Origin of the sequence: Reyranella sp. (genome assembly GCF_052439685.1) — a bacterium.
Classification (GTDB): Bacteria; Pseudomonadota; Alphaproteobacteria; order Reyranellales; family Reyranellaceae; genus Reyranella.
The window spans coordinates 1-26,491 of record NZ_JBQVQG010000013.1; the positions used below are offsets into that span (position 1 = coordinate 1).

The window sequence follows — 26,491 nt, forward strand, 5'->3', positions numbered from 1 at the left end:
CGGGGTTCTTGTCCTCCAGCGCCATCAGCGCCGAGCCCCGCACCACCGGAAGGTCGTCGCCCGGGAACTGGTAGCTCTTCAGAAGCTCGCGAACCTCGAGCTCGACCAGGTCCAGAAGCTCCGGATCGTCCACCATGTCGCACTTGTTCATGAACACGACCAGCGCCGGAACGCCGACCTGGCGCGCCAGCAGGATGTGCTCGCGCGTCTGCGGCATCGGGCCGTCGGCCGCCGAAACCACCAGGATCGCCCCGTCCATCTGCGCCGCACCCGTGATCATGTTCTTCACGTAGTCGGCATGGCCCGGGCAGTCCACGTGCGCATAGTGGCGGTTCTGCGTCTCGTACTCGACATGCGCCGTCGAGATCGTGATGCCGCGCTCCCGCTCTTCCGGGGCCTTGTCGATCTGGTCGTAGGCCGTGAACGTCGCGCCACCCGTCTTCGCAAGGATCTTCGTGATCGCTGCCGTCAGCGACGTCTTGCCATGATCAACGTGACCGATCGTTCCGATGTTGCAGTGCGGCTTGTTCCGCTCAAACTTTGCCTTCGACATGGTGTCGCGACCCTCGTGATGCTTCTGCTTCTACACAGACCGAACTTAACTGGCCGACTTAAGCCAAACCTGGAGCGGGTGAAGGGAATCGAACCCTCGTCGTAAGCTTGGAAGGCTTCTGCTCTACCATTGAGCTACACCCGCAACGCCCTAACAGAGCCACTCTCGCCAAGAACCGCTGGTGGAGGGGGAAGGATTCGAACCTTCGTAGACGCGAAGTCGGCAGATTTACAGTCTGCTGCCATTGACCGCTCGGCCACCCCTCCGTCCCAACCGGCAGTAACGGAAAAAGCCTGTAGGCGCGCGGAGATACAGTCTGTTCCGGTGAGTGGCAAGCACTTCCTTGCGGTGGAAACAAAACGCGCGGCCGCCGGGCGCGGCCGTTGTGCGAATATGCCCCGGCGACAGGGGATTTGCCCCCACCCGCTCCGCGCCATACAAGGCTCGCCATGCCCCCTCGCCCCAATCGTCCCCATCGCCAGTCCCGCACCGGCAACCAATCCATATGGATTTTCGGCCGTCACGCCGTGCTCGCCGCCCTCGCCAATCCCGACCGTCGGATCGAACGGGTGTTCGTGACGAAGGAGATGGCGGACATCCATGCCGCCGAGATCGGCAAGACGGACAAGACCATCACGTCGCGCGAGGACCTGAACCAGCGCCTGCCCAACGGCGCCGTCCACCAGGGCATCGCGGCGCTCGTGGCGCCTCTGGACGAGCCCGCCCTCGAGGATATCCTGGCGCGCTGCGGCGAAAATGCCCTCGTCCTGGCCCTCGATCAGGTGAGCGACCCGCACAATGTGGGCGCCATCCTGCGGTCGGCCGCGGCCTTCGGCGCCGGCGGCGTGATCGTGACCGACCGCCACACCCCGTCTGACACCGGCACCCTGGCGAAGGCTGCTTCCGGCGCGCTGGAGGTCGTTCCGCTGGTGCGCGCCGTCAACCTCGCCCGCACCCTCGACCAGCTCAAGGAGGCCGGTTTCTGGACCTACGGGCTGGCCGAAAGCGGCGACACGCGCATCGGCGACCTCGATCTCAAGGGCCGGACCTGCATCGTGCTGGGCGCCGAAGGCGAGGGCCTGCGGCGGCTGACGGCAGAAAAGTGCGACCGGCTGGTGACGATCCCCACCAGCGACGCGCTCTCGGCCCTCAACGTCTCGAACGCCGCCGCGGTCGCCGCCTACGAATGGGTACGCCAGCAACCGAAGTGATGCGACTTTCGCGGAGTTCGGTTATCTATCCGCCGAAGGCAAGCCTAGGGCCGGGTTAGCACAGCGGTAGTGCAGCGGTTTTGTAAACCGAAGGTCGGGGGTTCGATCCCCTCACCCGGCACCAGCCTTCATTTCGCCAGGACGGACAAGCGGCGATCCAGCAGCTCCAGGGCGAGCAGCACTTCGGCCAGCAGGCGCTGGAAGGCGTAGAACCAGCCGGCCTTTCCGTCGAGGATCGCGCCTTTCGCGAACAGCACGTAGCCCAGGACCAGGATCGGCGCCGGCCAGCCCATCAGGCGGATCCTGTCGGCGCGGCCCAGCCGGGCGCTCGGGGTCTCCAGAAGATGCGCTGCCTCGCGGGCGGCGTACTTCAGCTGCGAGCCCAGCCAGCGCGACAGCGGCTTGCGATCGTCGTGGAAGATCCTGCCCTTCAGGGGCGTCACCCGGCCCTGAAGGCGGATGCGGTGCCCATGGCCCTCGTTCTCGTACCGCGCGCCTGCGACCCGATAGAGCACAGTCCGCGGCGGGTAGAGCGTCCTACGCAGCGGCTGGCCGTGGATCCGGTAGATGAAGGCCGCCTTGTAGCCCGCGTCTTGCGGACCCGGCTGCAGGCCCGCGAGTTCGGCCACGACAGCGTCGCTCAGCTCGTAGTCGGCATCGAGCGACAGGACCCAGTCGGTGCGGATCTGCTCCAGGCCGAAATTGCATTGTTCGGCGAAGCTGTCGAACGGCCGGGGGAAGATCTCGACGCGCGGGTTCCGGGCCATCAGGTCGAGCGTGCCGTCGGTGCTGCCGCTGTCGATCACGACGATGCGCCGCGCCCAGTCGAGCTTTGCCAGCGTCCGCCCGATATTCTGGATCTCGTTGAATGTGATCAGCAGCGGGGTGATGCTGTCGCGATCCATGGGCGTTCTCTAGCGGGCCCGGGCCTGTATCGCGCGGCCGCGGCTGTCCGTCATCCATCTCCAGGCGCTGCCGATGATGTCGTCGATCGCCGAATGGGCCGGTTCCCAGTCGAGCGCCCGCCGCGCCAGGGAGACGTCCGCCACCAGCACCGGGGGATCGCCCGCCCGCCGCGGCGCCGGAACGGTCCGGATCTCGCGGCCAGTGAGACGTCGCGCGCGGGCGATCAGTTCGCCAATACTCACGCCTTGTCCGCCGCCGAGATTGTAGGCTTGGCAAGTACCGGCCTCGCAGCGAGAAAGCGCAGCGACGTGGGCCGCCGCAAGGTCGGTCACGTGCACATAGTCGCGGATGCAGGTGCCGTCCGGGGTGTCGTAGTCCGTCCCGAAAATGGAAATCTCCCGCCGGGTGCCGTGCGCCGCCTGCAGCACCAACGGGATGATGTGCGTCTCCGGATCGTGCTCTTCGCCCAATTCGCCCTCGGGATCGGCGCCGCCGGCATTAAAGTAGCGCAGCGCGATCGCCCCCAGACCATGGGCGGCACAGGCATCGCGCAGGATCTGTTCGCCCATGAGCTTGGTGCGGCCATAGGTGTTGATCGGCAACTGGCCGGTGGCCTCGACGACCGGCAGGACATCGGGCACGCCGTAGGTCGCGCAGCTGCTGCTGAACACGATCCGGCCCACGCCATGCGCCCGCATGCCCTCGATCAGCGTGACCATGCCGCCGACGTTGGTGCGGTAGTAGCGCATCGGCTCGACCATCGACTCGCCGACATAGGCAAGCGCTGCGAAGTTGATGACCGCATCTGGCGAATGCTCGCGGATCGCCGCGGCAAGGGTCACGGGATCGTTGATGTCGCCCTGGACCAGCGGGCCCCACTTCACCGCCCACGGATGGCCGGTGTGAAGGTTGTCGTAGACAATCGGCAGGTGGCCTGCACGCGCGAGCGCCTTGCATGTATGCGAGCCGATATAGCCCGCGCCTCCCGCCACCAGTACACGCACGATGCCGTCCCCTCCCACCGCTCGAATGCTCTAGAGAGCAGGATAACCCAATTGCACGGTCAGCGCTGAATAAGCGTGTCGCCGAGTACGAGGACATCCATCTTGGTCCGCAGGAAGCAGTCGATCGCCTCTTCGGGTTTGCAGACCACCGGCTCGTTTTCGTTGAAGCTGGTGTTCAGCACGATCGGCACGCCCGTGAGGTCGCGGAAAGCCGTGATCAGCCTCGCGTACCGCGGGTTGCCCGACCAGGTGACGGTCTGGAGACGGCCCGTCCCGTCGATATGGGTGACGGCAGGGATTTCCTTGCGCTTCTCCTCCCGGATGCGGAAGACCTGCATCATGAAGGGCACGTCGTCATCGGTCTCGAACCAATCCGGCACCGCGTCGCGCAGGATCGAAGGCGCGAACGGGCGGAAGGATTCCCGCCGCTTGATCTTGAGGTTGAGGATGTCCTTCATGTCGGCGCGGCGCGGATCGCCCAGGATCGAGCGGTTGCCGAGCGCGCGCGGTCCCCATTCCAGCCGTCCCTGGAACCAGCCGATCACCTTGCCCTCGGAGATCGCCTGGGCGGTGTGCCGGCAGAGCGTCGCCTCGTCGGCGATGCGCTCGATGCGGCAGCCGGCCGCGTCGAAATCGGTCCGGCGCCGGGCGATGGCCGCCGCGATCTCGTCCGGTGTCGCCGACGGGCCCCAATAGGCGTGGTCCATCACGAAATGGCGCTTGGCCGAAGCCCCGCCGGTCTTGTGCCAGGTCGCGAAGGCCGCCCCGATCGCGCCCCCGGCATCGCCGCCCGCGGACTGCACGTAGAGCTTTCTGAACGGGGTACGATCGAGAACCTTGCCGTTGGCCACCGAATTGTAGGCGCAGCCGCCAGCCAGTACGACGGCGTCGGTCTCGTAGCGGGTATGCAGGGCGTTGAGCAGGTTGAAGAACGCGTTCTCGTAGGTCACCTGGGCCGAACGCGCGATGTCGCGGTGCTTGTCTTCGAGCGGCGCCTCCGGGTCCCGGGCCGGTCCCAGCAGCCTGACGAGTTCGTCACTCCACAAGCGGCCGCCCGAGGGGATGCCGTCCTTGACCTGATAGCTGGCGCCCTGCCCCGAGGCATGCCGGAAATAGCGCAGGTCGAGCGCGAAGGTGCCGTCGTTCCTGAGACGGACGATCTCCTTCATCTGCTCGACGAAGGCCGGCTGGCCGTAGGGCGCGAGGCCCATGACCTTATACTCGTCGCCATAGTGCGGGAACCCGATGAACTGGGTCATCGCCTCGTAGAAAACGCCCAGCGAATGCGGGAAGTAGACCCGGCCGTCGACCGACAGGTTCCCTCCCTCGCCCAGGCCCCAGGCCGCGGAGGAAAAGTCGCCGAATCCATCGACCGAGACCGCCACCGCCCTGTCATGGGGCGAAACGAGGGAGGCCGATGCGAGATGGCAGAGATGGTGTTCGACCATGTGCGCCGTTCCCCGGAATTCCTGGTCCGGAAGATGGCGCTTGAGGTTGCCCGCGATGTCGGCCCGCTCGCCGCGATTGCGCAGGCGGCTCATCACGTAGCTCAGGCTGACGCGGGAAGTCAGCGCGAAGCCGAGCTTACGCCAGCGGTTGGCTTTGTTGTCGCTGTTGACCGCGACATGGTCGACTTCGGCCAGCGAGATGCCGGCCTCGCCCAGGCAGTATCGGATCGATTCGCTGGGGAAGCCGCCCCAGTGCTTGATGCGGCGGAACCGCTCCTCCTCCACCGCCGCCACAAGTTCGCCATTCTTCAAAAGGCAGGCAGCCGCGTCGGCGTGATAGGCGTTGAGGCCGAGAATGTAGGTCATGCGGGAAGATCGGACATCGCTGAGATTGCGCCTATGTGGTTGGTATAAATCAATATTTATGGGGGACTACCTTTTTCGCCGGCTTGCGGACGAAAAGGTGCGACCGTCGCCGGGCCTTGCACAGCCCGTGCGGCGCGTCGACGGCTTGACGAGGGCGGCACTTCCGATCAAACGGACAGCCTCGAGCGGCCCCCTCGGTTCCCGGGGCCCCGATCGCGTGCTCGACCGAGGCGCGTCGCAACCCTCGCAAGTCGTTGACAAGTCGGATAAAACCCCTCGCTTCGATCGAAAGGCTCTCGTGCATGTCCAAGAATGATCTCGTCGTCGTGACCGGCGCCGGTGGCTTTATCGGCGGCCATCTGGTGAAGGTCCTGCAGCAACGCGGCCACACCAAGATTCGCGCGGTCGACGTGAAGCCGCTCGAAGAGTGGTACCAGAAGATTCCGGGTGTCGAGAACCAGGTGGGCGATCTCGCCCAGCTCGAGCCCTGCCGCAAGGCCGCCAAGGGCGCCGCGATGATCTACAATCTCGCCGCCGACATGGGCGGCATGGGCTTCATCGAGACCCACAAGGCCGAGTGCATGCTGTCGGTGCTGGTCAGCACCCACATGCTCGTCGCCGCCAAGGAAGCCGGCGTGCCGCGCTTCTTCTATTCGTCCTCGGCCTGCGTCTACAACGGCGACAAGCAGACCGACGCCAACGTGACGGCGCTGAAGGAAGAAGACGCCTACCCCGCGCTGCCGGAAGACGGCTACGGCTGGGAGAAGCTCTTCAGCGAGCGCATGGCCCGCCACTATCGCGAGGACTACGGCATCGCCACCCGCGTGGCGCGCTACCACAACGTTTACGGTCCGGAAGGCACCTATGACGGTGGGCGCGAGAAGGCCCCGGCCGCCATGTGCCGCAAGGTCATCGCCGCCAAGCTCTCCGGCAAGCACGAGATCGAGATCTGGGGCGATGGCGAGCAGACCCGCTCTTTCATGTACATCGACGACTGCACCGAGGGCACGATCAAGCTCGCGGAGAGCGACATCATCGAGCCGCTGAACATCGGCAGCGACGAGCTGGTCAGCATCAACACCCTGGTCGACATGGTCGAGAAGATCGCCGGCATCAAGCTCAAGCGCAGCTACAAGCTCGACGCCCCGAAGGGCGTGCGCGGCCGCAACAGCGACAACACGCTGATCAAGAAGCTGATGAACTGGGCCCCCTCCATCCGTCTCGAGGACGGCATGGAGAAGACCTACAAGTGGATCTACGACGAGATGACCTCGGGCAAGGAATCGGTCGTCAACGCCCTGCCGAAGCAGGCCCTCGCGGCCCAGTAAGCCGCCGGGAACGCCGGACCACGAACGCGCCGCGAAGAAAACTTCGCGGCGCTTTGCATTGGGGCTAACGGCCGATCCCGCTCAGGCCCCTGTTGCTCTTCAGCAGCTCGTCGAAGAAGGCGATCGTCTTCGTCAGCCCGTCGTCGAGCGCGACCTTCGGCTCCCACTTGAGCGCCTCGCGGGCGAGCGTGATGTCCGGGCAGCGCTGCATCGGATCGTCGGCCGGCAACGGCGCGAACACCAGCCGGCTCTTGCCGCCGACCTTGTCGAGGATCTTCTCGGCCAGGTGCCGGATCGGCATCTCGACCGGATTGCCGATGTTCACCGGCCCGGTGAAATCGTCGGGCGTATGGTCCATCAGGCGCTGCCAGCCGTCGAGCAGGTCGTCGACGAAACAGAAGGCCCGGGTCTGCATGCCGTCGCCGTAGATGGTGATGTCCTCGCCCTTCAGCGCCTGCACGATGAAGTTAGACACCACGCGCCCGTCGTTGGGGTGCATGCGCGGGCCGTAGGTGTTGAAGATGCGCGCCACCTTGATGCGCAGCCCGTGCTGGCGGTGATAGTCGAAGAACAGCGTCTCCGCGCAGCGCTTGCCCTCGTCGTAGCAGGCCCGCGGCCCCAGCGGATTGACGTTGCCGCGATAGCTCTCGACCTGCGGATGCACCGTCGGATCGCCGTAGACCTCGCTGGTCGAGGCCTGGAAAATCTTGGCCCGCACCCGCTTGGCCAAGCCCAGCATGTTGATGGCGCCATGGACGCTCGTCTTGGTCGTCTGCACCGGGTCGTGCTGGTAGTGGATCGGCGAGGCCGGGCAGGCCAAGTTGTAGATCTCGTCGACCTCGACATAGAGCGGAAACGTCACGTCGTGACGCATCAGTTCGAAGCGCGGATTGTCGAGGCAAGCCAGCACGTTGGCCTTGCTGCCGGTGAAGTAGTTGTCGACGCAGAGCACGTCGTGTCCGGCTTCGAGCAGGCGCTCGCAGAGGTGCGAACCGAGGAAGCCCGCCCCGCCGGTGACCAGAATCCGCTTGCCCATGATGCCCCTCGGAATCGCCTCTCACATCGCGCTCGACACTAGGCCATCAAGCTCTTGAATTCACTTCAAAATCACCGAAGGATGAAGCTGCCCACCCGCGGCGGGACCGGGCCAATATCGCAGGGGAAGCGTCCTATGAGCATCGAGATGGTCGGCCTGGCCGACATCGTGCGCGTCCATGGTACGGCACGTCCGGACACAGTGGCGATCGTCTACGAAGGCCGGCCCACGACCTACGGCGAACTCGATCGCGCTTCCAGCCGCGCTGCCAGCGGCCTCGTCGCCGAAGGCATCGAGCCCCGGGTCCGCATTGCCCATCTCGACAAGAGCAGCGACCTCTTCTTCGAGCTGCTGTTCGGCGTCGCCAAGGCCGGTGCCGTGATGGTCTCGGTGAACTGGCGTCTGGCCGCACCCGAGGTGCTGCAGATCGTGAACGACGCCGAGGCCGAGATGCTCTTCGTCGGCGAGGAATACTTCCCCGTCGTCGAGGAGATCCGCGAGCAGTTGAAGACCGTCCGCCGGATCGTGTCCCTGGGGCGGCGGCACGGCGACTGGGAGGCCTTCGGGCACTGGCGCGACAGACACCCCGACACCGACCCGTGCCTGCCCGCCCACCCCCGGGACACAGCCGTTCAGTTCTACACCAGCGGTACCACGGGCCTGCCGAAGGGAGCAGAGCTGACCAATGCCAATTTCGCCTTCATGTTCGAGCAATGGACGCGCAGCTGGCTGCTGAAGCCCGGGACCCAGAACCTCGTCTGCCTGCCGATGTTTCATATCGGCGGCGCGGGCTGGGCCATCGCCGGCCTCTATGCAGGCGCGACCAACCATGTGGTCCGGGAGTTTATCCCTGCACGGGTGCTCGAGATCATCGAGCGCGACCGCATCGAGGTGATGCTGCTGGTGCCGGCCATGATCCTCTTCCTGGTGCAAGCGCCGCAGATCCGCGAGACCGAGCTCTCGAGCCTGCGCCTGATCGTCTACGGCGCCGCGCCGATCCCGGGCGAGCTGCTGAAACAGGCACTGTCGATCTTCGGATGCGGCTTTCAACAGGTCTATGGACTCACCGAGACTACGGGCGCCATCACCCTGCTGCCGCCCGAGGATCACGATCCGTCCGACGCGAAAAAGCTCCTGTCGTGCGGCTATGCCCAGGTGGGCGTCGAGCTCCGCATCGTCGACGATTCCGGCGCGGACGTGCCAGCGGGCAAGGTCGGTGAGATCGCAGTCCGTTCGCCTCAGGTGATGGCCGGCTACTGGCGCCTGCCCGACGCCACCAAGCGCGCCATCCAGGGAGACTGGTTCTTCACCGGCGACGCCGGCTATCTCGACGAGAAGGGCTACCTGTTCATCCATGACCGCGTGAAGGACATGATCGTCTCGGGCGGCGAGAACATCTATCCTGCGGAGGTCGAGAGCGCCCTGTTCGGCCATCCGGGCGTGGCCGACGTGGCGGTGATCGGCGTTCCCGACGAACGTTGGGGCGAGGCGGTGAAGGCCGTCGTGGTGCGCAAGCCCGACGCGGACGTATCGCCGGGAGAGCTGATCGGCTGGGCACGGGGGCGGATCGCCGGGTACAAGTTGCCCAAATCGGTCGACTTCATCGACGCCCTGCCCCGCAACCCGACCGGCAAGATCCTGAAGCGCGAGCTGCGCAAGCCCTATTGGGAAGGCCGGCAGCGCAACATCAATTGACAGGCTCGACGTGACCGCCCTGCGGACCCGATCGCAAACGCGTCTCGAAATCCCGATGCCACGGTTCTAGAAGAGTCCCATGTCCATTCTGCCCGACAATCTCACGCCCGTCCGCGCCGCTCACGTTTTCGACGAAGCAAGGCTCGCCGACTACATGAAGGCCAATGTCGAGGGCTATCGCGGCCCGATCAGCATCCTCCAGTTCGAGGGCGGCCAGAGCAACCCGACCTTCCACGTCACCGACGGCGCCGGCAACATGTACGTGCTGCGCAAGAAGCCCCCGGGCAAGCTGCTGCCCTCGGCCCACCAGGTCGACCGCGAATATCGTGTGATCAAGGCCCTGGCCGACCATACGGACGTGCCCGTTCCGAAGCCCTACGCGCTCTGCCAGGACGATTCGGTCATCGGCACGACCTTCTACATCATGCAGTTCCTGCCGGGCCGGGTCTTCGCCGATGTGCGCATGCCGGGCGTCTCGCCGGCGGATCGCGGCAAGATATTCGACTCGATGAACGATGTGCTGGCGCGCCTGCACAATGTCGACTATCGCGCGGTCGGCCTCGGCGACTATGGCCGCGAGGGGCAGTACATCCAGCGGCAGGTCGCCCGCTGGTCGAGCCAGTACGACCTCGCCCGCACCGAAGACATCGCATCGATGGAAGCGCTGAAGAAGTGGCTGCCGGAGAACATCCCGCCCGGCGACGAAACGCGCATCAACCATGGCGACTATCGTCTCGGCAACACGATCGTGCACCCGACCGAGCCCCGCGTCATCGCGGTACTCGACTGGGAGCTCTCGACGCTCGGCCATCCGCTGGCCGACCTCGGCTACAACTGCATGATGTACCATTTCGGCGAGGGCTTCGGGGCGTCCGGCGGCTATGCCGGTCAGGACCTGAAGGCTTTTGGCATTCCGACCGAGCAGGAATATCTTGCCGCCTACGCCCGCAGGACCGGTCGCAAGGATGTACCCGCCTGGAATTTCTACCTGGCCTTTTCGCTGTTCCGCCTCGCTGCCATCGTGCAGGGCGTCTACAAGCGCGGCCTCGACGGCAATGCCTCGTCCGAAACGGCGACGAAATACGGCAACCGCGCGCGCGCGATGGCTGACCTCGCGTGGTCGATGGTCGAGAAGCGCGCCTGAGCGCGCTTCCCTTCCCTACTCGTCGGTGTACGGCACCATCGAGGCGTCGTTGCCCTTCGGACAATTCGCGCTGTCGATGATGGCGTTGGCCGGATTGCGATAGCGCGCAATATCGTAGGGCACCGAGTCGCTTGGGGGCTGTGGCGGGGGCGTCCGGAGTGTCCAGGACACCAGCTGCTTGATTACGCTGCCCAAGGCCTGGTCGAAGGCTTCGACGACTTTCGGCACCTTGTCGGCGCGCGCCCGGACGCAGCGCTCGAACGAGGCGACGCCGATGATCTGCCGGTCCGGCATCCGCACCAGCTTGGCGATGATCCGGACTTTCACGATCGGCGGCATGCCGTAGAAATACATGGCCTCGAAATTACGCAGGTCGGGCTGCAGCACGTAGTTAGCCCGTAGCGCGATCGACTCTCGGGAAACCGCCACGATCTTGCGCGTGTTCTCGAAGGAATCGACGATACGGGTCTGCACCATCAGGGGCGCCCGGTCGGTCCACGCCACCTTGGCATAATAGTCCGTCGAGGTCGGCGTCATGGCGATGGCGATGCGGCCGGTATCGAGGTTCGCCGCCGCCACCGGCGCCTCCACCGCGAGCTGCCAATAGACCGAGGGCAGATCGGAGTCGAAGGTGCTCTTGGGCGAGACCGTGTAGAGGTCGGTCGGATCGCCCACCGAATCGACGGCGCTGACGAACGAGCAGCCCGACAGGAGCGCGACGGCGGCCGCGCAGGCGGCCAGGCAACGGATCATTTCGGCGTGTATCCCTGCTTGCCGCTGAACACGAAATTGGCCGGGTCGCGCTCCAGTCGCGTGGCAATGACGTTCAGGTTGGCGGTGAGCTGGCGCAGGTCCCGGAGCGCCAGCGAGAACTCGGTGAGACCGATTTCGGTGAAATTCTTGATCGGACGGCTATTGTCCGTGACCAGCTTGTTGAGCTGGTTGGCGGCGGCATTGATGTTGGCCAGTGCCGCCCGGGTCTCGTTCAGCGTCTTACGCAACTCACCCGGATCCTTGCCGGCCAGTGCCTTGCGCGTCTCGGCATCCTGCGGGCCGAGCTCCTGGGCGATCAGCGTGAATGAATCCGAAAGCTCGTTCAGCTTGTTGAAGGTCTTGCGGAAATCGGCAATCGCTCCCGGAAGTTCGGCCAACGTCGTCTGGATGGCGCCATCGGACTTGGCAAAGGCGTTTGTCGCGGTCTGCAGGTTGCGCAGCGTGTCGGTGACCGCCCCGAGATTGTCCGGACTCAGCAGGTCGTTCAGCCGGTCCACGGTGGTGCTGGCCTTGGTCAGAAGCTCCTGGGCCGAGGTCGAGGTCGCCTGCAGGAACGAGGCGCCCTCGCGAATCTCCGGGTAGGGCTTGTCGCCCAGCTTCTTCTTGGGCTTCACCTGGTCGACGTCGAGGCGTCCCACGATCTGGATGAACGGGGCGCCGGCGATGAAAGGCTTCTCGAAGACAGCGTAGGACCGGTCTCGAATATCGATCGACCAGTCGACCGCCACCGTGACCTCGATCTTCTCGGTCAGGCGCTCCCGTCCGGTCGAACGCTGCGTCTCCAGCCTCGACGTGAGCTGGATGTCCGCCACGCGGCCGACGCGCAGCCCGCGATAGAAGACCGGCGAATCCTTGGTTAGCCCCTGGACGTCGCCGGAGAACAGGATGTCATAGTAGGCATACGACGTGCGATCACCCGCACGCAGCTTCCAGATGACGAATCCGGCCAGAGCGGCGACGAACAGGATCATCGCCGCGCCGATCAGCACGTAAGGCGATTTTCTTTCCATCCGATACTACTTCTGCTCCCGCCGCGCTGCGCGCCCACGCGGTCCGTGGAAGTATTCCCGGACCCAAGGATGGTCGTATTCAAGCAACTCCGCCATCGTACCCACCACGACGCGCTTGTCGAGAAGGACTGCAATACGGTCGCAAATAGCATTAAGGCTATCGAGGTCGTGCGTGACCATCAAGACGGTCAGCCCGAGATTGTGGCTCAGGCCCTTGACCAATTCGTCATAGTGCGCGGCGCCGATCGGATCGAGACCCGCCGTCGGTTCGTCGAGGAACAGCAGTTCCGGATCGAGTGCAAGCGCGCGTGCCAGGCTGGCACGTTTGCGCATGCCACCGGAAAGTTCAGACGGCTTCTTTTCCCCGGTGTCGCTCGGAAGGCCGACCAGAGCCACCTTGAGGGCCGCGATGTCGCGCATGGTCTGCTCTTCCAGTTCGGCGTGCTCGCGGATCGGGACGATGATGTTCTCCGTTACGCTGAGGGAGGAAAACAGAGCGCCATCCTGGAACTGGACACCTGTACGGGCCAGCATCTGTCGCCGGGCCTTGCCTTGAAGAGTGCTGGTATCGACCCCCAGCATCTCGATCGTGCCCTCTCGCGCCTGATTAAGGCCGATGATCGTCCGCAGCAGGACTGACTTACCGGTTCCCGATCCGCCAACCAGTCCGACAATTTCGCCACGGAATACGTCGAAATCGAGGTGGTCGTGGATCACCTTGTCGCCGAACTGCGTTCGGATGCCTCGCAGGCGGAGCACGACCTCCCGGCCGTCGCTGTGATCGACGATCTGCCCCCCTTCCACCTTGGCGCCTTCGGCCATCAGACGCCGGCGAGCAGGAAGATGATCGAGAACAGCGCGTCCAGCACGATCACGCAGAAAATCGATTCGACCACGGACTTGGTCGTGAGCTGCCCCACGCTCTCGGCGCTGCCGCGCACCTGGAGGCCCTCGAAGCAGCCGATCGTGGCGATCACGATGCCGAACACCGGGGCCTTGATCATGCCGGTGTAGAAATGCCAGGCGCCGACCGTATCGCGCAGCCGGTCGAAGAACTGCACGAAAGTGAAGTCGAGATAGACGGTGCAGGCGACCGCGCCGCCCAGCAGGCCCGCCATGTCGCCCCAGAAGGCCAGCAGCGGCATCGAGATCAGCAGCGCGCAGATGCGCGGCAGAACCAGCCATTCGACCGGATTGAGGCCGATCGTGCGCATCGCATCGACCTCCTGGTTGACCTGCATCGTGCCAATCTGGGCCGTGAAGGCACTGCCCGAGCGGCCAGCGACGATGATTGCCGTCAGGAGCGGCCCCAGCTCGCGGAACATGCCGATACCGACCGCCTCGACCGTGAAGGTCTCGGCACCGAACTGGCGAAGCTGCTGGACGCCCTGGTAGGCGATGACCACGCCGATCAGGAAGCACAGCACGCCGACGATCACGAGGGCTCGGATCCAGACCTCGTACATCTGCCGGATGATGGCGTTCGGCCGGAAGCGCTTGGGCTGCAGGATGGCTTCGACGAGGACCACCAGGATTTCGCCGAAGAAGGAGCAGAGATTGAGGATCTGCTTGTAGAAGTCGATCGTTCCGTGGCCGATCTCCTCCAGCCAGTGCGCCAACCAGTTGACCTTACGGTCCGGCTGGGCCTGGCACATGTTCTCGCGGACCACCTTGAACAGGGCGGCCTGCGACTCGTTTCGGGTCTCCACCTCGGCTTCGGGTCCGCATCCGGAGATTTCCAGGATCTCGAGTGCGCCTGCGGTGTCGATGCGTTCGACCGCCGTCGCATCGATGGCGGGACGATCCTTCGAGCGGGTGCCGGCGGCTGCGAGTGCGCTCTCGGCCTTCTTGCGGATGCCGCGGACGCTGAAAACCGTCCAGGTCCCGCCGACTTCCACGACGGGCCTGCCCCCGCGCTCGGTGTAACGAATTGTGGGTTCCGCTTCGGCCATCGGCGAAGATTAGTCGTCGCGTCGGTTACCGCTGTCAATCTCCGTGCATTGCCTCGGCGCCATGGCGCTGTCACGATCCGCCAGGGAGGACCGGATGGGCAAGTGGCCACGGCTGGACAAGATCGAGATGATCGACGGTCCGATCGACAAGCAGAGTTACGAACGCCAGATCAAGAAACTGCAGGAACGACTGCTCGACCTCCAGATCCACGACCTGCGGACGGGCGGACGGGCGCTGATCTGCCTTGACGGTTGGGACGCCGCCGGCAAGGGCGGCATGATCGAGCGGCTGGTAGCGGGACTGGAACCGAAATCGGTGCAGGTCTGGCGCATTGGCGCGCCGACGCCCGAGGAACAGGGCCACCACTATCTCTGGCGCTTCTGGAACCGGCTTCCGGCCCCCGGCAACTGGGCGATTTTCGACCGCACGTGGTACGGCCGCGTCCTCGTGGAGCGCATCGAGGGCTTCTGCGAGAAGTCCGCCTGGGAGCGCGCCTACCGCGAGATCAACGAGTTCGAGCGCCAACTCGCGGACGATGGCGTGCGCATGGTGAAGCTGCTCGTGCATGTGAGCGCCGAGGAACAGAAGCGGCGCATGATCGAGCGGCTGAGCAAGCCCAGCAAGCACTACAAGATCGGCCTCGAGGATTTCCGCAACATCGCCAAGCGCAAGCAGTATTTGGATGCCTACGACGACATGCTGGAACGCACCGACACCGGACACGCCCCCTGGCATGTCGTCGCCAGTGACGAGAAGATGCACGCCCGGCTCGAGGGCCTGAAGATCATCGCGGATCAGCTGGGGGAAGGCGTCAAGATCGAGAGCCACGCGCTCGACCCGCGGATCCTCGAAGCCGCCTACGAAGTCTGGGGATGGCGGCCGGAGAAGAGCGCCGACGGCAAGAAGTAGCGTTGCGCCAACGGTTCAGGACTGAGCCGGCGACTCGCTCGGCGATACGAAGAAGCTCGACATGGCACCCTCGCCGAGACGGGCCGCGATCCACGGCAGCGCCTCGCGCATTGCCTCCTCGAATTTCCAGGGCGGATTGATCACGATGAGCCCGCACGCCGCGAGCTTCCCTTCGGGAGTGCGCGGCCCCAGATCGAGTTCCATGCGCAGGTATTCCACCTCCGCCAGGGATGCGACGAACAGCGAGACCGCCGCCTCGTCCTTGATCGGATACCAGATCGCGTAGCAGCCGGTGGCGAAGCGGCGCAGCCCGTGCCGCACGGCGCGCGTCAGGACCTCGAATTCGTCGGTCGCCTCGAAGGGCGGATCGATCAGCACCAGGGCACGCCGCTCGACCGGCGGCAGTGCCGCCTTGATCGCGTGGTAGCCATCAGCCTGGCGCACCTCGACAGCGCGGTCGCCGGCGAACTCACGCTTCAGCAGCAGCGCCTCCTCGGGATGCTTCTCGCAGGCGACGAACCGGTCGCCCGGACGCAGCACCGCACGGACCAGCCGCGGCGAACCGGGATAGCGATGGAGCTGGCCGCCGGGAGGGCCGAACTTGCGATCGTAGGCCCGGACCGCCGCGAGATAGCGCGCGACCGCCGCCGGCATCCCGGCCTGGCTCTCGGCCATCAGGCGCCCGATGCCGGCCTCAGCCTCGCCGGTGCGACGGGCCTGGGAACCGCCGAGGTCATAGCCCCCGGCTCCGGCATGCGTGTCGAGCACGAACAGCTTCTTGTCTTTGGTGGTCAACAGACGCAGGAGCTCGCAGAGCGCCGTGTGCTTCAGCAGATCGGCAAAATTGCCGGCGTGGTAGCCGTGGCGATAGTTCACGAAAGACTTTCTGGCCCGATTTGAGATGATTCCCCGGGCACGGTATGTGCTTCAGGCGCGGGACACTACATTTGAGGATCGAAATGGCCAACCATGAGCTGCATTCTTCGCCCGAGACCTGCCACTGGGGCTATTTCGACAGCCAGCTCCCGCCGCAGCTGCGCATCAAGTCGGGCGACACCGCCACCATCCATTGCGTGTCGGGCGCCGCGGAGATCCTGCCCGGCGAGCCCTTCAACGTACTGCCCGAGCATCGCGAGATCCTCTCCAAACTGAAGCCGCATATCGGCCGGCACATCCTGACCGGCCCCGTCCATGTCGAGGGCGCCGAGCGCGGCGACGTGCTGGCGGTCGAGGTGCTCGACATCAAGTTCCGCACCAACTGGGGCTGGAACGTGCAGCGACCGCTGATGGGCACCCTGCCCGAGGACTTCCCCTTCTATCGCCTGACGCACATTCCGATCGATTCAAACCGCGGCGTCTGCACCATGCCCTGGGGCACCGAGATCGAGCTCAAGCCGTTCTTCGGCATCATGGGCGTCGCCCCGCCGCCGGAATGGGGCCAGTGCAGCTCGGTCGAGCCGCGCGCCTTCGGCGGCAACATCGACAACAAGCATTTCCGGGTCGGCACCACGGTCTACTTCCCCGTCTTCGCCGATGGCGGCCTGTTCTCGACCGGCGACGGCCATGGCGTGCAGGGCGACGGCGAAGTCAATCTGACGGCGCTCGAGACCAGCCTGAGCGGCACCTTCAAGTTCACGCTGCACAAGGGCATGAAGCTCAACAACCCGCGCGCCGAGACGGCGACCCACTGGATCACCCACGGCTTCGACCAGGATCTCGACGATGCCGCCAAGGAAGCACTGCGCGACATGATCCGCCTGATCACCGCCAAGACCGGCCTCAAGCCCGAGGACGCCTACATGCTCTGCAGCCTGCAGGCCGACCTGCACGTGACTCAGACGGTGGACGGCAACAAGGGCATCCACTGCATGATCGACAAGAAGATCATCGGCGGCTGACGCCGGGAACCGGTTACGGGCTGGCGGGATCATGACGCATATGCAGCTTCTCGACGAGGCGGTCGCCCGTCACAACGATGCCGAATGGTCCCGCCGCGCGCTGGAGCTGATCCGCAACGACCAGCGCCGCTCGGCCGACACGCATCTGCTGCGGCTCGACCTGCCGGTGCTCGAGGGGATCGACGTCTATCTCAAGGACGAGTCGACCCATCCCACCGGCAGCCTCAAGCACCGGTTGGCGCGCTCGCTGTTCCTGTACGGGATCTGCAACGGCCGGATCCGGCAGGACACGCCGATCGTCGAAGCCTCGTCGGGTTCGACGGCGATTTCGGAAGCCTACTTCGCCCGCCTGCTGGGCCTGCCCTTCCATGCCGTCATGTCGGCATCGACCTCGGCGGAGAAGATCGCGGAGATCGAGCGGCAGCACGGCAAGTGCCATCTCGTGGCGGACGGGCGCGGCATCTACGCCGCCGCGGAGACCCTGGCGACCGAGCTGCGGGGGGTCTACGTCGACCAGTTCACCTATGCCGAGCGGGCCACCGACTGGCGCGGCAACAACAACATCGCCGAGTCCATCTTCGAGCAGATGAGCCGCGAGCCCCATCCCGTTCCCACCTGGATCGTCATGAGCGCCGGCACCGGCGGCACCACGGCAACGCTCGGCCGCTACATCCGCTACATGCGTTACGCCACGAGGCTGTGCGTCGCCGATCCGGAATACTCGGCCTTCTTCCAAGCCTTCGCCACGGGCAACCTCCAGGCGACCTGCGACCGCGGCTCGCGGATCGAGGGGATTGGGCGTCCCCGAGTCGAGCCGTCATTTTTGCCCAACATGATCGATCGCATGATGCGCGTACCCGACGCCCAGTCGCTGGCCGGCATGCGGGTTCTGTCGCGGCTGCTCGGCCGCAAGGTCGGTGGCTCCACCGGCACCAATTTCGTGGCGCTCTGCATCCTCACCTCGCGCATGAAGGCCGAGGGCCGCACGGGGTCTCTGGTCTCGCTGATCTGTGACGCGGGCGAACGCTACGGCCACACCTACTACAACGACGAATGGATCGCCGCTCAGGGCCTCGACCTCGAGCCGCACGAGCGCGCTCTGGAAGCCTTCCTGAAGGACGGCGACGCAATCATCTGAAGCTACTGCGGGGCGCGGCGCGGCGCCTCCCGAACTGGCGGCGCCGTCGGCTTCGGCACGAGCGGCTCGTCGGTGATCGGGTAGCGCGGGACTTCGCTGAGCTCGGTCGAGCCGGGCATCGGCAGGATCGCCTGGTTCTTCCAGTTCGGGCCGGCCGTGGCACCGTTCCCTCCCGCGACGGGCGGGCCCGACTCCTGCATCGTGCTGAAGTCGGAATTGAAACGCTGGGGCTGGGCCTGGGCGGCGCTACCGAAAGCCGCGAGGACGAGCAGGACAGGCAGGGCCACTTTCATCGCACTCTCCGGGTTCTGTTACCGGATCAACTCGTAAGATGGCCCCGCCGTTGCGTAGCCTGCGCAGATTTACGCCGGCTGCACTCGCGGCGTGCATGGGGCGGACGACGGCGGCGCCGGGAAGGCCAGCGCGATGGCGACGGCCGCCAGGCCCATGCCGAACGACGCGATGTAGAGATAGCCGTAGCCGTGGAACGTATCGAATATCCAGCCGCCCACCGCGGGGCCCAGCGCCATGCCGAGACTGGAGATCATGGCTGCGCCGCCGAACACCGTCCCCATGATACGCATGGGGAAGTACTCGCGAGCCAGCACGGCATAGAGGGGCATGACGCCGCCATAGGCCATGCCGAACAGGACCGCCACGGCATAGAATTCCCCCGCGTCGCGCGTGAAGTAATAGCTGCCGGCGCCCACCGCCTGGACCATCAACCCCACGACGACCACTCTCCGCGCGCCGAACCGGTCGCCCATAAGGCCGAACAGAATGCGGCCGCCGAGCCCCGCCAGCCCTTCGACGCTGTAGATCGTGACCGCCGTCATGGCCGGAAGGCCGCAGGCCAGCGCGTAGCTGACCGTATGGAAAATCGGGCCGGAATGGGCGGCGCAGCAGCAGAAGAAGGTGAGCGAGAGAACGATGAATTGCGACGAGCGTAGCGCCTGCCCGACCGTCATCGCCTCCCCGCCTTCCGCCGGGGTACCCGCAGAGGCGGCCGTGTCCTCCGGCGGACGGCGGACCAGCAGGGCCGCCGGGACCAGCAGCACCCAGGCGCCAATGGCGATCGTCAGCATGGCGGTCCGCCAGTCGTGTGCGGAGATCAGCCACTGCGCGAAAGGCGAGATGGTCATGGGCGCCACGCCCATCCCGGCGGAGACCAGCGAGACGGCGAGACTGCGGTGCCTGTCGAACCAGCCGGTGACGGTGGCGATCATCGGCGCGAACACCGCGCCGGCAGCGACGCCCACCACGATTCCGTAGATCAGCTGGAACTCCAGCAGGCTGGTCGCCCGGCTGGCCAGCGCGAGACCCAGCCCCAGCAGGAGGGCGCCCGAGAGAACGACGATACGCGGACCGAACCGGTCGCTGAGCGCGCCCCAGCCGAAGGCAGCGACGCCCATGGTCAGGAAATCGAGCGTCATCGCGCTCGAAATGCCGGTGCGCGACCAGCCCGTCGCCTCGGACATGGGCTGCAGGAAGACCGCAAGCGAGAACAGTGCCCCGATTGCGACACATCCCATCAGCGCGCCCGCGCCAACGATTACCCAGCCGTAGGACCGTTCCATCGCCACCCTCTCGGATCTCGCCTACAGTTAACCAAATGGTTAACATTGGCAAGTCCCCAGTTCAGGGGGCGGGCTCTACCGCAAGTTCGGTCCCACTCACCGACTTCACGCGGACCTTGGCGCCCTTGACCATGTCGGGACCGGTCACGCTCCAGCTTCCATCGCCGAGGATCACACGGCCCCGCCCGTTCAGGATCGGCTCGTCGAGCACGATGATGCGGCCGATCAGGGCGTCGCCGCGGGCGTTGAGCGTGGAGGTCGGCGGATTGTCGGCATGCTGCAGCCGTCGCAAGGTCCGGCGCAGCCCGACGGCCGCGACCACGGAGACCACCGCAAAGGTCAGGAGCTGCAATTCGATCGAGAGATCCGATACGACCAGAAGGAACAGTCCCGCCGCCCCCGCCCCGATGGCGAGGAAGAGGAAGACGACGCCGGGCAGCATCATCTCGAACACGAGCAACACGGCGGCGACCGCCCACCAGTACCAGAAGACGATCTTGAACATCGCCGCTCAGCCCGCGCTGGGAACGGAACCGCGCGTCCGGGTGGCCTCGACGCCGCGCGCCTGTGCCTCCTTCGCGAGTTCGCCGATGCCGGCGATCGAGGCCATCACGCCTGCTGCTTCGACGGGCAGGAAGAACACCTTGGCGTTGGGGCTGGACCCCATCTTCGCCAACGCCTCGACGTACTTGGTGCCCAGGAAGTAGTTGGTCGCCTGGACGCCGTTCCCCGCGATGGCTTCGGCCACGACCGACGTCGCCTTGGCTTCCGCCTCGGCCATCCGCTCGCGCGCCTCGGCATCGCGGAAGGCGGCCTCGCGGCGGCCCTCGGCGGTGAGGATCGCCGACTGCTTCTCGCCCTCCGCGCGCTGGATGCTGGATTCGCGAATGCCCTCGGCCTCGAGGATGGTCGCACGCTTCTCGCGCTCGGCCTTCATCTGGCGGCCCATCGCCACCACGATGTCCTCGGGCGGGGCGATGTCCTTGACCTCGATGCGCAGCACCTTGACCCCCCAGGGGCTGGTCGCCTGGTCGATGACCGCAAGCAGCGTGTTGTTGATGTCGTTGCGCTTCGACAATGCCTCGTCGAGCGCCATGTTGCCCATCACCGAGCGGATGTTGGTCAGGACCAGATTGGTGATGGCCAGTTGGAGATTCTGGACCTCGTAGGCGGCGCGGGCAGCATCGATCACCTGGTAGAAAGCCACGGCATCGACCTGCACGGTGGCATTGTCCTTGGTGATCACCTTCTGTGCCGGAATGTCGAAAACATTCTCCTGCATGTTCATCTTGCGGCCGATCGTGTCGATGAAGGGCACGATGAAATGCAGGCCGGGCGCCAGGGTGCGCGTGTAGCGGCCGAACCGCTCGACCGTCCAGTTGGTGCCCTGGTTGACCGTCTTGACGCCGGCGAAGATCAGGACGAGCGCCACGAGGACGACGGCCAGCACGAAAATCAGAGCACCCGATATCATTCAGCGTCTCCTGCGGTTTCCAGGAGACACTAGCCCATGGCCGGGCGGCGCACTATCGCGCCGCTAGTCGGCGGCGGCAGCGAACTCGGCTGCGGGGCTGCGGGAGTCCCTGGAGGCCGCCGCGCCCCGCTGGTCGGTCGCGAGCCAGCGGTCGAGGAAACCGTTGATCCATCGATCGAGCGGCGGATCGTAGAGCGCGTGCATGGACAGATGGACTCCGCGCTGCTGCGCGCCCGGCATCTTCAGCCGTTCGGCCGCGCTCAGCGTCCAGATGCCCTTCATCTCCAGCGTGACCTCCGGATGGAACTGGAAGCCGAAGGCGCTGGGGCCGCAGCGGAAACCCTGCACCGGATAGCGGTCGTTGGTGGCCAGCAGTTCGCAGCAGTCCGGAATCGTCATGCCTTCGCGATGCCACTGGTAGACCTTCATCGGCGCCCTGAACCACTCGCGACCCGCATCCGTGGGTTCGACATCGACATAGCCGATCTCGACCAGCCCTTCCGGGTGCGGTCCGACCCGGCCGCCCGCTGCCCGCGTCAGAAGCTGGGCGCCCAGGCAAAGGCCGAGAAAGGGCACGCCGGCGTCGACGACCTTGGGGATCCACTCGAGTTCGCACTTGATGCCTGCGAGAGTGCCGCAATCGTTGGCCGACATCGGGCCGCCGAAGACTACGACACCTGCATATTCCGACATGTCTTCGGGCAGATTGCAGCCCAGATTGGGGCAAAGCCTGTGGAGTTCGTAACCGCGCATTTCGAGCAGCGCGCCGACCCGTCCGGGACGCGAATGCTGCTGATGCACGACGATGGCGATCTTTTTGGGGCCCATTTCTCTACACTGGCCAGTCGGTACCGTCATGGATTTGCAAGATACGCGCCATGTATGGCAACGACAAGGCGGACGGATTCAGGGGGACGAAATGGCGCGCCAACTCGATTTCTACTTCGATTGCTCGAGCCCGTGGACCTATCTCGCCTTCCACGCGATCCAGCCGCTGGCGCACGAAGCGGGTGCCGAGATCGTCTGGAAGCCGATCCTGGTGGGTGGCGTGTTCAACGCCGTGAACCAGACCGTCTACGAGAGCCGTGCGAAGCCCAACCCGCGGAAGCAGGCCTACATGCAGAAGGACATGCAGGATTGGGCCCGCCTCTACGGGCTCGCCATCAAGTTCCCGCCCGCGGTCTTCCCCGTGAACAGCGTGAAGTGCATGCGCGGCGCCTTCGTGGCGCTGGACGAGGGCAAGCTGGTCCCCTACGCCACTGCCGCTTTCCAGGCCTATTGGAGCGACGACCGCGACCTGTCCAAGGAAGATGTGCTCGCCGACATCGCCACCAGGGGCGGCATCGAGCGCCAGCGCTTCTTTGCCGGCATCGAGACCGAATCCTGCAAGGCGCAGCTACGCGCCAACACCGACGAGCTGATCGCCCGCGGTGGCTTCGGCAGCCCGACCATCTTCGTCGGGCACGACATGTTCTTCGGCAACGACCGAATGCCGCTCATCAAGGCCGCGCTCGAGGTCGTGCCCGCCTGACGGCCGAGGCCTCGCCCGGAAAGTGGCCCGCCCCGGCCTGCGGCAGCGTCGGGATTTTCCACCTCGCGCCACTGCTTACGGTGGCGGAGGCCTGGATCGACCTGGGGTTGGCAAGTATCCGACCGGGCCCTCACCAAAGCTTTACATTGAGAATTGCGGGAAATAGGCGCATCTCGTCCCGCAATTGGTATTAGCGTTTGAAACGGGCGGCTAACTGTTGTACCCGCTGGCGGTTTCCGGCCAACGGCGTTGGGAGTTTGCGGATGTTCAAGAGGCTTACACAGGCGGCGGTACTTGCGGGGAGCGTCCTCGCGCTGGGCGCCTGTACGCTCGGCGGATCCAAGACAGCGGCTGCGCCCGTGAAGCCGCCGGCGGCTGACTATCAGGCCCCCGTGCCGCCGTCGCCTCCCGCGGGCCAGACCCGCGCCATCTGTTACAACGCAGCGGACCTCGAGATCGTGCGTGCACGCATGGTTCAGCAGGAACTCCAGGTCGTGACCCTGCAGTGCCAGGGCCCGGGCGGACGCCGCGCCTACGAGACGGTCTATGCCGACTTCGTCGGCAAGTTCCGCAACGAGTTCGCGACCAACGCCCGCTCGCTCTCCCAGATCGCCGGCCGCAAGCGCTTCAACACGGATGTGTTCGTGACCGAAGTCGCCAACCGCACGGCGCAACGCGCGCCGACCGACAAGGAATTCTGCAGCCGGGGCAAGCGCGCCTTCGACTGGGCAATGGACCCGAAGGTCACGGCCCTGTCGCAGGTACCGCCGCCGTACGACCTCGGCCCGGAAATGAACATCTACGCCTGCCCCGCCCAGTAAGCGGGCGCGGCTTTGAGGAAAGGGCGGTCCAGCGGACCGCCCTTTTATTTTGCCAACGCAGGCGGTCGATCAGATGTGCTGCGCGGTTCGCGCATCCGGGCTGCGACCGCCGCCCGTTGTGCCGGTGGTCGCGGCCTTGAGCACGGCAAGATAGCCGGGCTTGAGTTCCATCGACAGACGATGGCCACCATCCAGCAAGGCGCGATGCGCCTGCGGCAGGCGCCAGCACGGCACGAACATGAACAGGTGATGTTCGAGGTGGTAATTCACCCAGTAGGGCGCCACCAGAAGCCTCATCAGAGGGTTTGCGTAGGTGGTCCGCGTGTTGCGCAGCGGGTCGTCGTTGTCGGGGACCACGGCATGCTCGGCAATGTTCCGGATGCGGCTCACGAGCTGGTACCAGGTGGCGAGCGGCAAGAGCCACATCACGGGGTAAAGCCACCAATATCCGGAGGCCGAGAGCCCTGCGAGCAGGACGAGGTTCGCCATCAGCGGCCCCTTCTCGTTGCGCCACAGGTTTCCGAGCTGAACGCCGGCCGTCGCGTCGGCGGGACCCAGCGCCCGGCGGAGTTGCTCGCCCCGCCTGAGGAAGGCGGTCTGGCCCGAGAGATCGCGGACGATCTTGCGGCGCAGGCTCGTGCGGCTGGTGGGAAACGCCCGAGACAGGCCGAGATCGGGATCCTGAGCCTGTTGTGTGAAACGGTGGTGCTGCAGATGGTAGGGTCTGTAGAGCACAAGGCTCGTGAAGACCGGAAAAGCGCACAGCCAGCTCCCCACCTGCTCATTGAGCCGGCGATCGGCGAACAGCAGTCCGTGGGCGGCATCGTGCATCAGGATGGCGAGACCGAGCTGGCGTCCGCCGATCACCATGACACCCAGGAGGAAGGTAAAGGGGTTCGGCCACCAGGCGAACAGCGCCATGCTGCCTGCGATCAGACCCCAGCCGTGCAGGACGAGCAGGCCGCCGACGAGGTTCGACTTGGCACCCAGCCTGCGTGTCTGCTCCAGGGTCAGGTAATCGCCGATTCGGCTCATGGTTCGACGCTGGTCGCGGCACGCGCGACTGTCAACGGTGGCCGAGGGCCGCTATATGTTGAACACATGCTACGCAAAACCATCCGCACCGACGTTCTCGACGTCGCCTACGAGGAGCACGGGCCGGCCGACGGCGCCCCCGTGATCCTGTTGCACGGCTTTCCCTACGACGTGCGCGCCTATGACGAGGTGGCGCCGGCGCTTGCGGCCGGCGGCAGCCGCGTGCTGGTACCGTACCTGCGGGGCTATGGCCCAACCCGCTTTCTGTCGCCCGAAACGCCGCGGTCGGGCGAACAGGCGGCGCTCGGTCACGACCTGCTGCAGCTGATGGACGCCCTCGGCGTCCAGCGGGCCGCCCTCGCCGGCTACGACTGGGGCGGTCGCGCGGCCTGCATCGTGTCGGCGCTGTGGCCCGAGCGTGTGCGCTGCCTCGTGAGCTGTACCGGCTACAACCTCCAAAACATCGCGGCCTCGGTCGAGCCCGCCCCCGCGGCGGCCGAACACCGCCTCTGGTACCAGTATTATTTCAACACCGAGCGCGGACGCGCCGGGCTCACCAAGAACCGCCGCGACGTCTGCAGGCTGTTGTGGAGCCTGTGGTCGCCGGAATGGAAGTTCGACGAAGCGACGTTCGAGACGACCGCGTCCTCGTTCGACAATCCCGATTTCGTCGACGTGGTGATCCAGTCCTACCGGCACCGCTACGGCTACGCGAAAGGTGATCCCGCCCTCGAGCCGCTGGAAGCCAGGCTGGCGATGCAGCCCGCGATCACGGTACCCACCATCAATCTCCACGGCGCCGCCGACGGCGTCGGGCCCGCGTCCGACCGCGACGGCCAATCCGACAAGTTCACCGGCGGTTACGAACGGCGCATGCTGCCGCGCATCGGCCACAACGTCCCGCAGGAGGCGCCGGCGGAGACCGTGGCTGCGCTGCGCGACCTCATGAAGGGAATTCCACAATGACCGCCATCGCCCTGATCGGGTCCACGGGCAATATCGGCAGCCGCGTCCTCGACGAGGCGCTTGCCCGCAAGCACAGCGTCACGGCCATCACCCGTGACGCCTCCAAGCTCAAGCCGCGCCCCGGCATGACCATCCGGCAAGGCAGCACGACCGACGTCGTCTCGATGTCGGCCATTCTCAAGGGGCACGATATCATCGTGGCCTCGGTGAAGTGGAACGAGGCCAGCGTGCACCACGTGCTGGAAGCAGTCCGCAAGAGCGGCGTCAAGCGCGTGCTGTTCGTGGTCGGCGCCGGCAGCCTGTTGAGGGCCGACGGGCGTACCCATCTCGATCATATGGCCGATCGCGGTATTCAGCCCCCGACCTCGAAGCCTGCGTCGCTGGCGCTGGAAGAGGTGCGCAAGGCCAAGGACCTAGACTGGACGGCGATCTCGCCGCCCGCTTCGATCCAACCCGGCGACCGCACCGGCAAATTCCGCTTGGGGAAGGACCACCTGCTCGAGGACAAGGAAGGCCAGAGTGCCATCAGCCGCGAGGACTTCGCGGTCGCCATCGTGAACGAGATCGAGAAGCCCAAGCACCTGCACAAGCGCTTCACGGCGGCTTATTGAGGTCAAAAGGGGCGTGGGGGGCGGGGGGGGGGGGGGCCCCACCGCGACTCCAAGGTTCTATCTGGAAGGAAACTCAAATGGCTGATGCAGTAATCGTCTCCAC

Annotated in this window: 27 protein-coding genes and 3 tRNA genes; 12 read left to right on the forward strand and 18 right to left on the reverse strand. The window is 65.6% G+C overall.

Features of this window, described 5'->3' with window-relative positions; all coding sequences use genetic code 11:
• The 3 genes from ACT6UX_RS17165 to ACT6UX_RS17175 all read right to left on the reverse strand — a co-directional run.
• Positions 1 to 553, reverse strand: a 553-nt coding sequence (locus ACT6UX_RS17165) for a GTP-binding protein (RefSeq protein WP_444776366.1), incomplete at its 3' end; no start/stop codon positions are given.
• Positions 554 to 623: 70 nt separating this feature from the next.
• Positions 624 to 697, reverse strand: a tRNA-Gly gene (locus ACT6UX_RS17170).
• A 35-nt stretch (positions 698 to 732) separates the two neighbouring features.
• Positions 733 to 819 (reverse strand) — tRNA-Tyr (locus ACT6UX_RS17175).
• Positions 820 to 1,002: 183 nt separating this feature from the next.
• On the opposite strand from ACT6UX_RS17175, the gene rlmB reads away from it, so the two are divergent.
• Complete coding sequence (gene rlmB, locus ACT6UX_RS17180; protein ID WP_444776367.1) at positions 1,003 to 1,764, forward strand: 23S rRNA (guanosine(2251)-2'-O)-methyltransferase RlmB; 762 nt, start codon at positions 1,003 to 1,005, stop codon at positions 1,762 to 1,764.
• A gap of 49 nt (positions 1,765 to 1,813) precedes the next feature.
• A tRNA-Thr gene (locus tag ACT6UX_RS17185) sits at positions 1,814 to 1,888 on the forward strand.
• A 4-nt stretch (positions 1,889 to 1,892) separates the two neighbouring features.
• Here the strand turns inward: ACT6UX_RS17185 and ACT6UX_RS17190 are convergent.
• The 3 genes from ACT6UX_RS17190 to ACT6UX_RS17200 are packed head-to-tail and all read right to left on the reverse strand — an operon-like array spanning position 1,893 to position 5,488.
• Positions 1,893 to 2,669 (reverse strand): glycosyltransferase family 2 protein, encoded by a 777-nt coding sequence (locus ACT6UX_RS17190; RefSeq protein ID WP_444776368.1) that lies wholly within the window; start codon positions 2,667 to 2,669, stop codon positions 1,893 to 1,895.
• A gap of 9 nt (positions 2,670 to 2,678) precedes the next feature.
• Positions 2,679 to 3,674, reverse strand: a complete 996-nt coding sequence (gene galE / locus ACT6UX_RS17195; RefSeq protein WP_444776369.1) for a UDP-glucose 4-epimerase GalE — start codon at positions 3,672 to 3,674, stop codon at positions 2,679 to 2,681.
• Between the two features lie 59 nt (positions 3,675 to 3,733).
• Complete coding sequence (locus ACT6UX_RS17200) at positions 3,734 to 5,488, reverse strand: carbamoyltransferase family protein (RefSeq protein WP_444776370.1); 1,755 nt, start codon at positions 5,486 to 5,488, stop codon at positions 3,734 to 3,736.
• Positions 5,489 to 5,790: 302 nt separating this feature from the next.
• On the opposite strand from ACT6UX_RS17200, the gene ACT6UX_RS17205 reads away from it, so the two are divergent.
• Entirely contained in the window at positions 5,791 to 6,816 is a 1,026-nt protein-coding gene (locus tag ACT6UX_RS17205) for an NAD-dependent epimerase/dehydratase family protein (RefSeq protein ID WP_444776371.1), read from the forward strand.
• A 64-nt stretch (positions 6,817 to 6,880) separates the two neighbouring features.
• Here the strand turns inward: ACT6UX_RS17205 and ACT6UX_RS17210 are convergent, their stop codons facing one another.
• Positions 6,881 to 7,852: a UDP-glucuronic acid decarboxylase family protein gene (locus ACT6UX_RS17210; RefSeq protein ID WP_444776372.1), complete on the reverse strand. Its 972-nt coding sequence runs from the start codon at positions 7,850 to 7,852 to the stop codon at positions 6,881 to 6,883.
• 135 nt (positions 7,853 to 7,987) lie between these two features.
• On the opposite strand from ACT6UX_RS17210, the gene ACT6UX_RS17215 reads away from it, so the two are divergent.
• Entirely contained in the window at positions 7,988 to 9,547 is a 1,560-nt protein-coding gene (locus tag ACT6UX_RS17215) for a fatty acid--CoA ligase (RefSeq protein ID WP_444776373.1), read from the forward strand.
• Positions 9,548 to 9,626: 79 nt separating this feature from the next.
• Positions 9,627 to 10,691, forward strand: coding sequence for a phosphotransferase (locus ACT6UX_RS17220; protein WP_444776374.1), 1,065 nt, complete (start codon positions 9,627 to 9,629; stop codon positions 10,689 to 10,691).
• Between the two features lie 15 nt (positions 10,692 to 10,706).
• Here ACT6UX_RS17220 and ACT6UX_RS17225 read toward each other — a convergent pair whose 3' ends face one another.
• The 4 genes from ACT6UX_RS17225 to ACT6UX_RS17240 are packed head-to-tail and all read right to left on the reverse strand — an operon-like array spanning position 10,707 to position 14,427.
• Complete coding sequence (locus tag ACT6UX_RS17225; protein ID WP_444776375.1) at positions 10,707 to 11,444, reverse strand: ABC-type transport auxiliary lipoprotein family protein; 738 nt, start codon at positions 11,442 to 11,444, stop codon at positions 10,707 to 10,709.
• Entirely contained in the window at positions 11,441 to 12,475 is a 1,035-nt protein-coding gene (locus ACT6UX_RS17230) for an MlaD family protein (protein ID WP_444776376.1), read from the reverse strand. The genes ACT6UX_RS17225 and ACT6UX_RS17230 overlap by 4 nt, the downstream gene beginning before the upstream one ends.
• 6 nt (positions 12,476 to 12,481) lie before the next feature.
• Positions 12,482 to 13,297: an ABC transporter ATP-binding protein gene (locus ACT6UX_RS17235; RefSeq protein WP_444776377.1), complete on the reverse strand. Its 816-nt coding sequence runs from the start codon at positions 13,295 to 13,297 to the stop codon at positions 12,482 to 12,484.
• Positions 13,297 to 14,427 (reverse strand): MlaE family lipid ABC transporter permease subunit, encoded by a 1,131-nt coding sequence (locus tag ACT6UX_RS17240; protein ID WP_444776378.1) that lies wholly within the window; start codon positions 14,425 to 14,427, stop codon positions 13,297 to 13,299. Before ACT6UX_RS17240 ends, ACT6UX_RS17235 begins: the two co-directional genes overlap by 1 nt.
• A gap of 94 nt (positions 14,428 to 14,521) precedes the next feature.
• Here ACT6UX_RS17240 and ACT6UX_RS17245 point away from each other — a divergent pair, with 94 nt between their 5' ends.
• Positions 14,522 to 15,337: a polyphosphate kinase 2 family protein gene (locus ACT6UX_RS17245; protein ID WP_444776379.1), complete on the forward strand. Its 816-nt coding sequence runs from the start codon at positions 14,522 to 14,524 to the stop codon at positions 15,335 to 15,337.
• Between the two features lie 15 nt (positions 15,338 to 15,352).
• Here ACT6UX_RS17245 and ACT6UX_RS17250 read toward each other — a convergent pair whose 3' ends face one another.
• A complete protein-coding gene (locus ACT6UX_RS17250) occupies positions 15,353 to 16,213 on the reverse strand; it encodes a 23S rRNA (adenine(2030)-N(6))-methyltransferase RlmJ (RefSeq protein ID WP_444776380.1) in 861 nt (286 codons plus the stop codon).
• Positions 16,214 to 16,296: 83 nt separating this feature from the next.
• On the opposite strand from ACT6UX_RS17250, the gene ACT6UX_RS17255 reads away from it, so the two are divergent.
• Together ACT6UX_RS17255 and ACT6UX_RS17260 are read left to right on the forward strand one after the other, a co-directional pair.
• On the forward strand, positions 16,297 to 17,235 hold the full coding sequence (locus ACT6UX_RS17255) for an acetamidase/formamidase family protein (RefSeq protein ID WP_444776381.1): 939 nt from the start codon (positions 16,297 to 16,299) through the stop codon (positions 17,233 to 17,235).
• A gap of 31 nt (positions 17,236 to 17,266) precedes the next feature.
• Positions 17,267 to 18,373 (forward strand): PLP-dependent cysteine synthase family protein, encoded by a 1,107-nt coding sequence (locus tag ACT6UX_RS17260; protein ID WP_444776382.1) that lies wholly within the window; start codon positions 17,267 to 17,269, stop codon positions 18,371 to 18,373.
• Positions 18,374 to 18,375: 2 nt separating this feature from the next.
• On the opposite strand, the gene ACT6UX_RS17265 is transcribed toward ACT6UX_RS17260, so the two are convergent.
• From ACT6UX_RS17265 to ACT6UX_RS17285, 5 genes are all read right to left on the reverse strand, one after another.
• Entirely contained in the window at positions 18,376 to 18,666 is a 291-nt protein-coding gene (locus tag ACT6UX_RS17265) for a hypothetical protein (RefSeq protein ID WP_444776383.1), read from the reverse strand.
• Between the two features lie 69 nt (positions 18,667 to 18,735).
• Entirely contained in the window at positions 18,736 to 19,950 is a 1,215-nt protein-coding gene (locus tag ACT6UX_RS17270; protein ID WP_444776384.1) for an MFS transporter, read from the reverse strand.
• 61 nt (positions 19,951 to 20,011) lie between these two features.
• Positions 20,012 to 20,455 (reverse strand): NfeD family protein, encoded by a 444-nt coding sequence (locus ACT6UX_RS17275; protein WP_444776385.1) that lies wholly within the window; start codon positions 20,453 to 20,455, stop codon positions 20,012 to 20,014.
• Positions 20,456 to 20,461: 6 nt separating this feature from the next.
• On the reverse strand, positions 20,462 to 21,421 hold the full coding sequence (locus ACT6UX_RS17280; RefSeq protein WP_444776512.1) for an SPFH domain-containing protein: 960 nt from the start codon (positions 21,419 to 21,421) through the stop codon (positions 20,462 to 20,464).
• 66 nt (positions 21,422 to 21,487) lie between these two features.
• On the reverse strand, positions 21,488 to 22,252 hold the full coding sequence (locus ACT6UX_RS17285) for a glutamine amidotransferase-related protein (protein WP_444776386.1): 765 nt from the start codon (positions 22,250 to 22,252) through the stop codon (positions 21,488 to 21,490).
• A 91-nt stretch (positions 22,253 to 22,343) separates the two neighbouring features.
• Here ACT6UX_RS17285 and ACT6UX_RS17290 point away from each other — a divergent pair, with 91 nt between their 5' ends.
• The gene (locus tag ACT6UX_RS17290; protein ID WP_444776387.1) at positions 22,344 to 22,955 is read left to right on the forward strand and encodes a 2-hydroxychromene-2-carboxylate isomerase; all 612 of its coding nucleotides are present in this window, start codon (positions 22,344 to 22,346) and stop codon (positions 22,953 to 22,955) included.
• Positions 22,956 to 23,218: 263 nt separating this feature from the next.
• Positions 23,219 to 23,776, forward strand: coding sequence for a hypothetical protein (locus ACT6UX_RS17295; protein ID WP_444776388.1), 558 nt, complete (start codon positions 23,219 to 23,221; stop codon positions 23,774 to 23,776).
• 69 nt (positions 23,777 to 23,845) lie between these two features.
• On the opposite strand, the gene ACT6UX_RS17300 is transcribed toward ACT6UX_RS17295, so the two are convergent.
• Positions 23,846 to 24,811 carry a fatty acid desaturase family protein gene (locus ACT6UX_RS17300; RefSeq protein ID WP_444776389.1) on the reverse strand — a complete coding sequence of 322 codons (966 nt, stop codon included), beginning with the start codon at positions 24,809 to 24,811 and terminating at the stop codon, positions 23,846 to 23,848.
• Between the two features lie 66 nt (positions 24,812 to 24,877).
• Between ACT6UX_RS17300 and ACT6UX_RS17305 the strand changes: the two genes are divergently transcribed.
• Complete coding sequence (locus tag ACT6UX_RS17305) at positions 24,878 to 25,777, forward strand: alpha/beta fold hydrolase (RefSeq protein WP_444776390.1); 900 nt, start codon at positions 24,878 to 24,880, stop codon at positions 25,775 to 25,777.
• Entirely contained in the window at positions 25,774 to 26,388 is a 615-nt protein-coding gene (locus tag ACT6UX_RS17310; RefSeq protein WP_444776391.1) for an NAD(P)-dependent oxidoreductase, read from the forward strand. The genes ACT6UX_RS17305 and ACT6UX_RS17310 overlap by 4 nt, the downstream gene beginning before the upstream one ends.
• Positions 26,389 to 26,491: the final 103 nt, after the last annotated feature.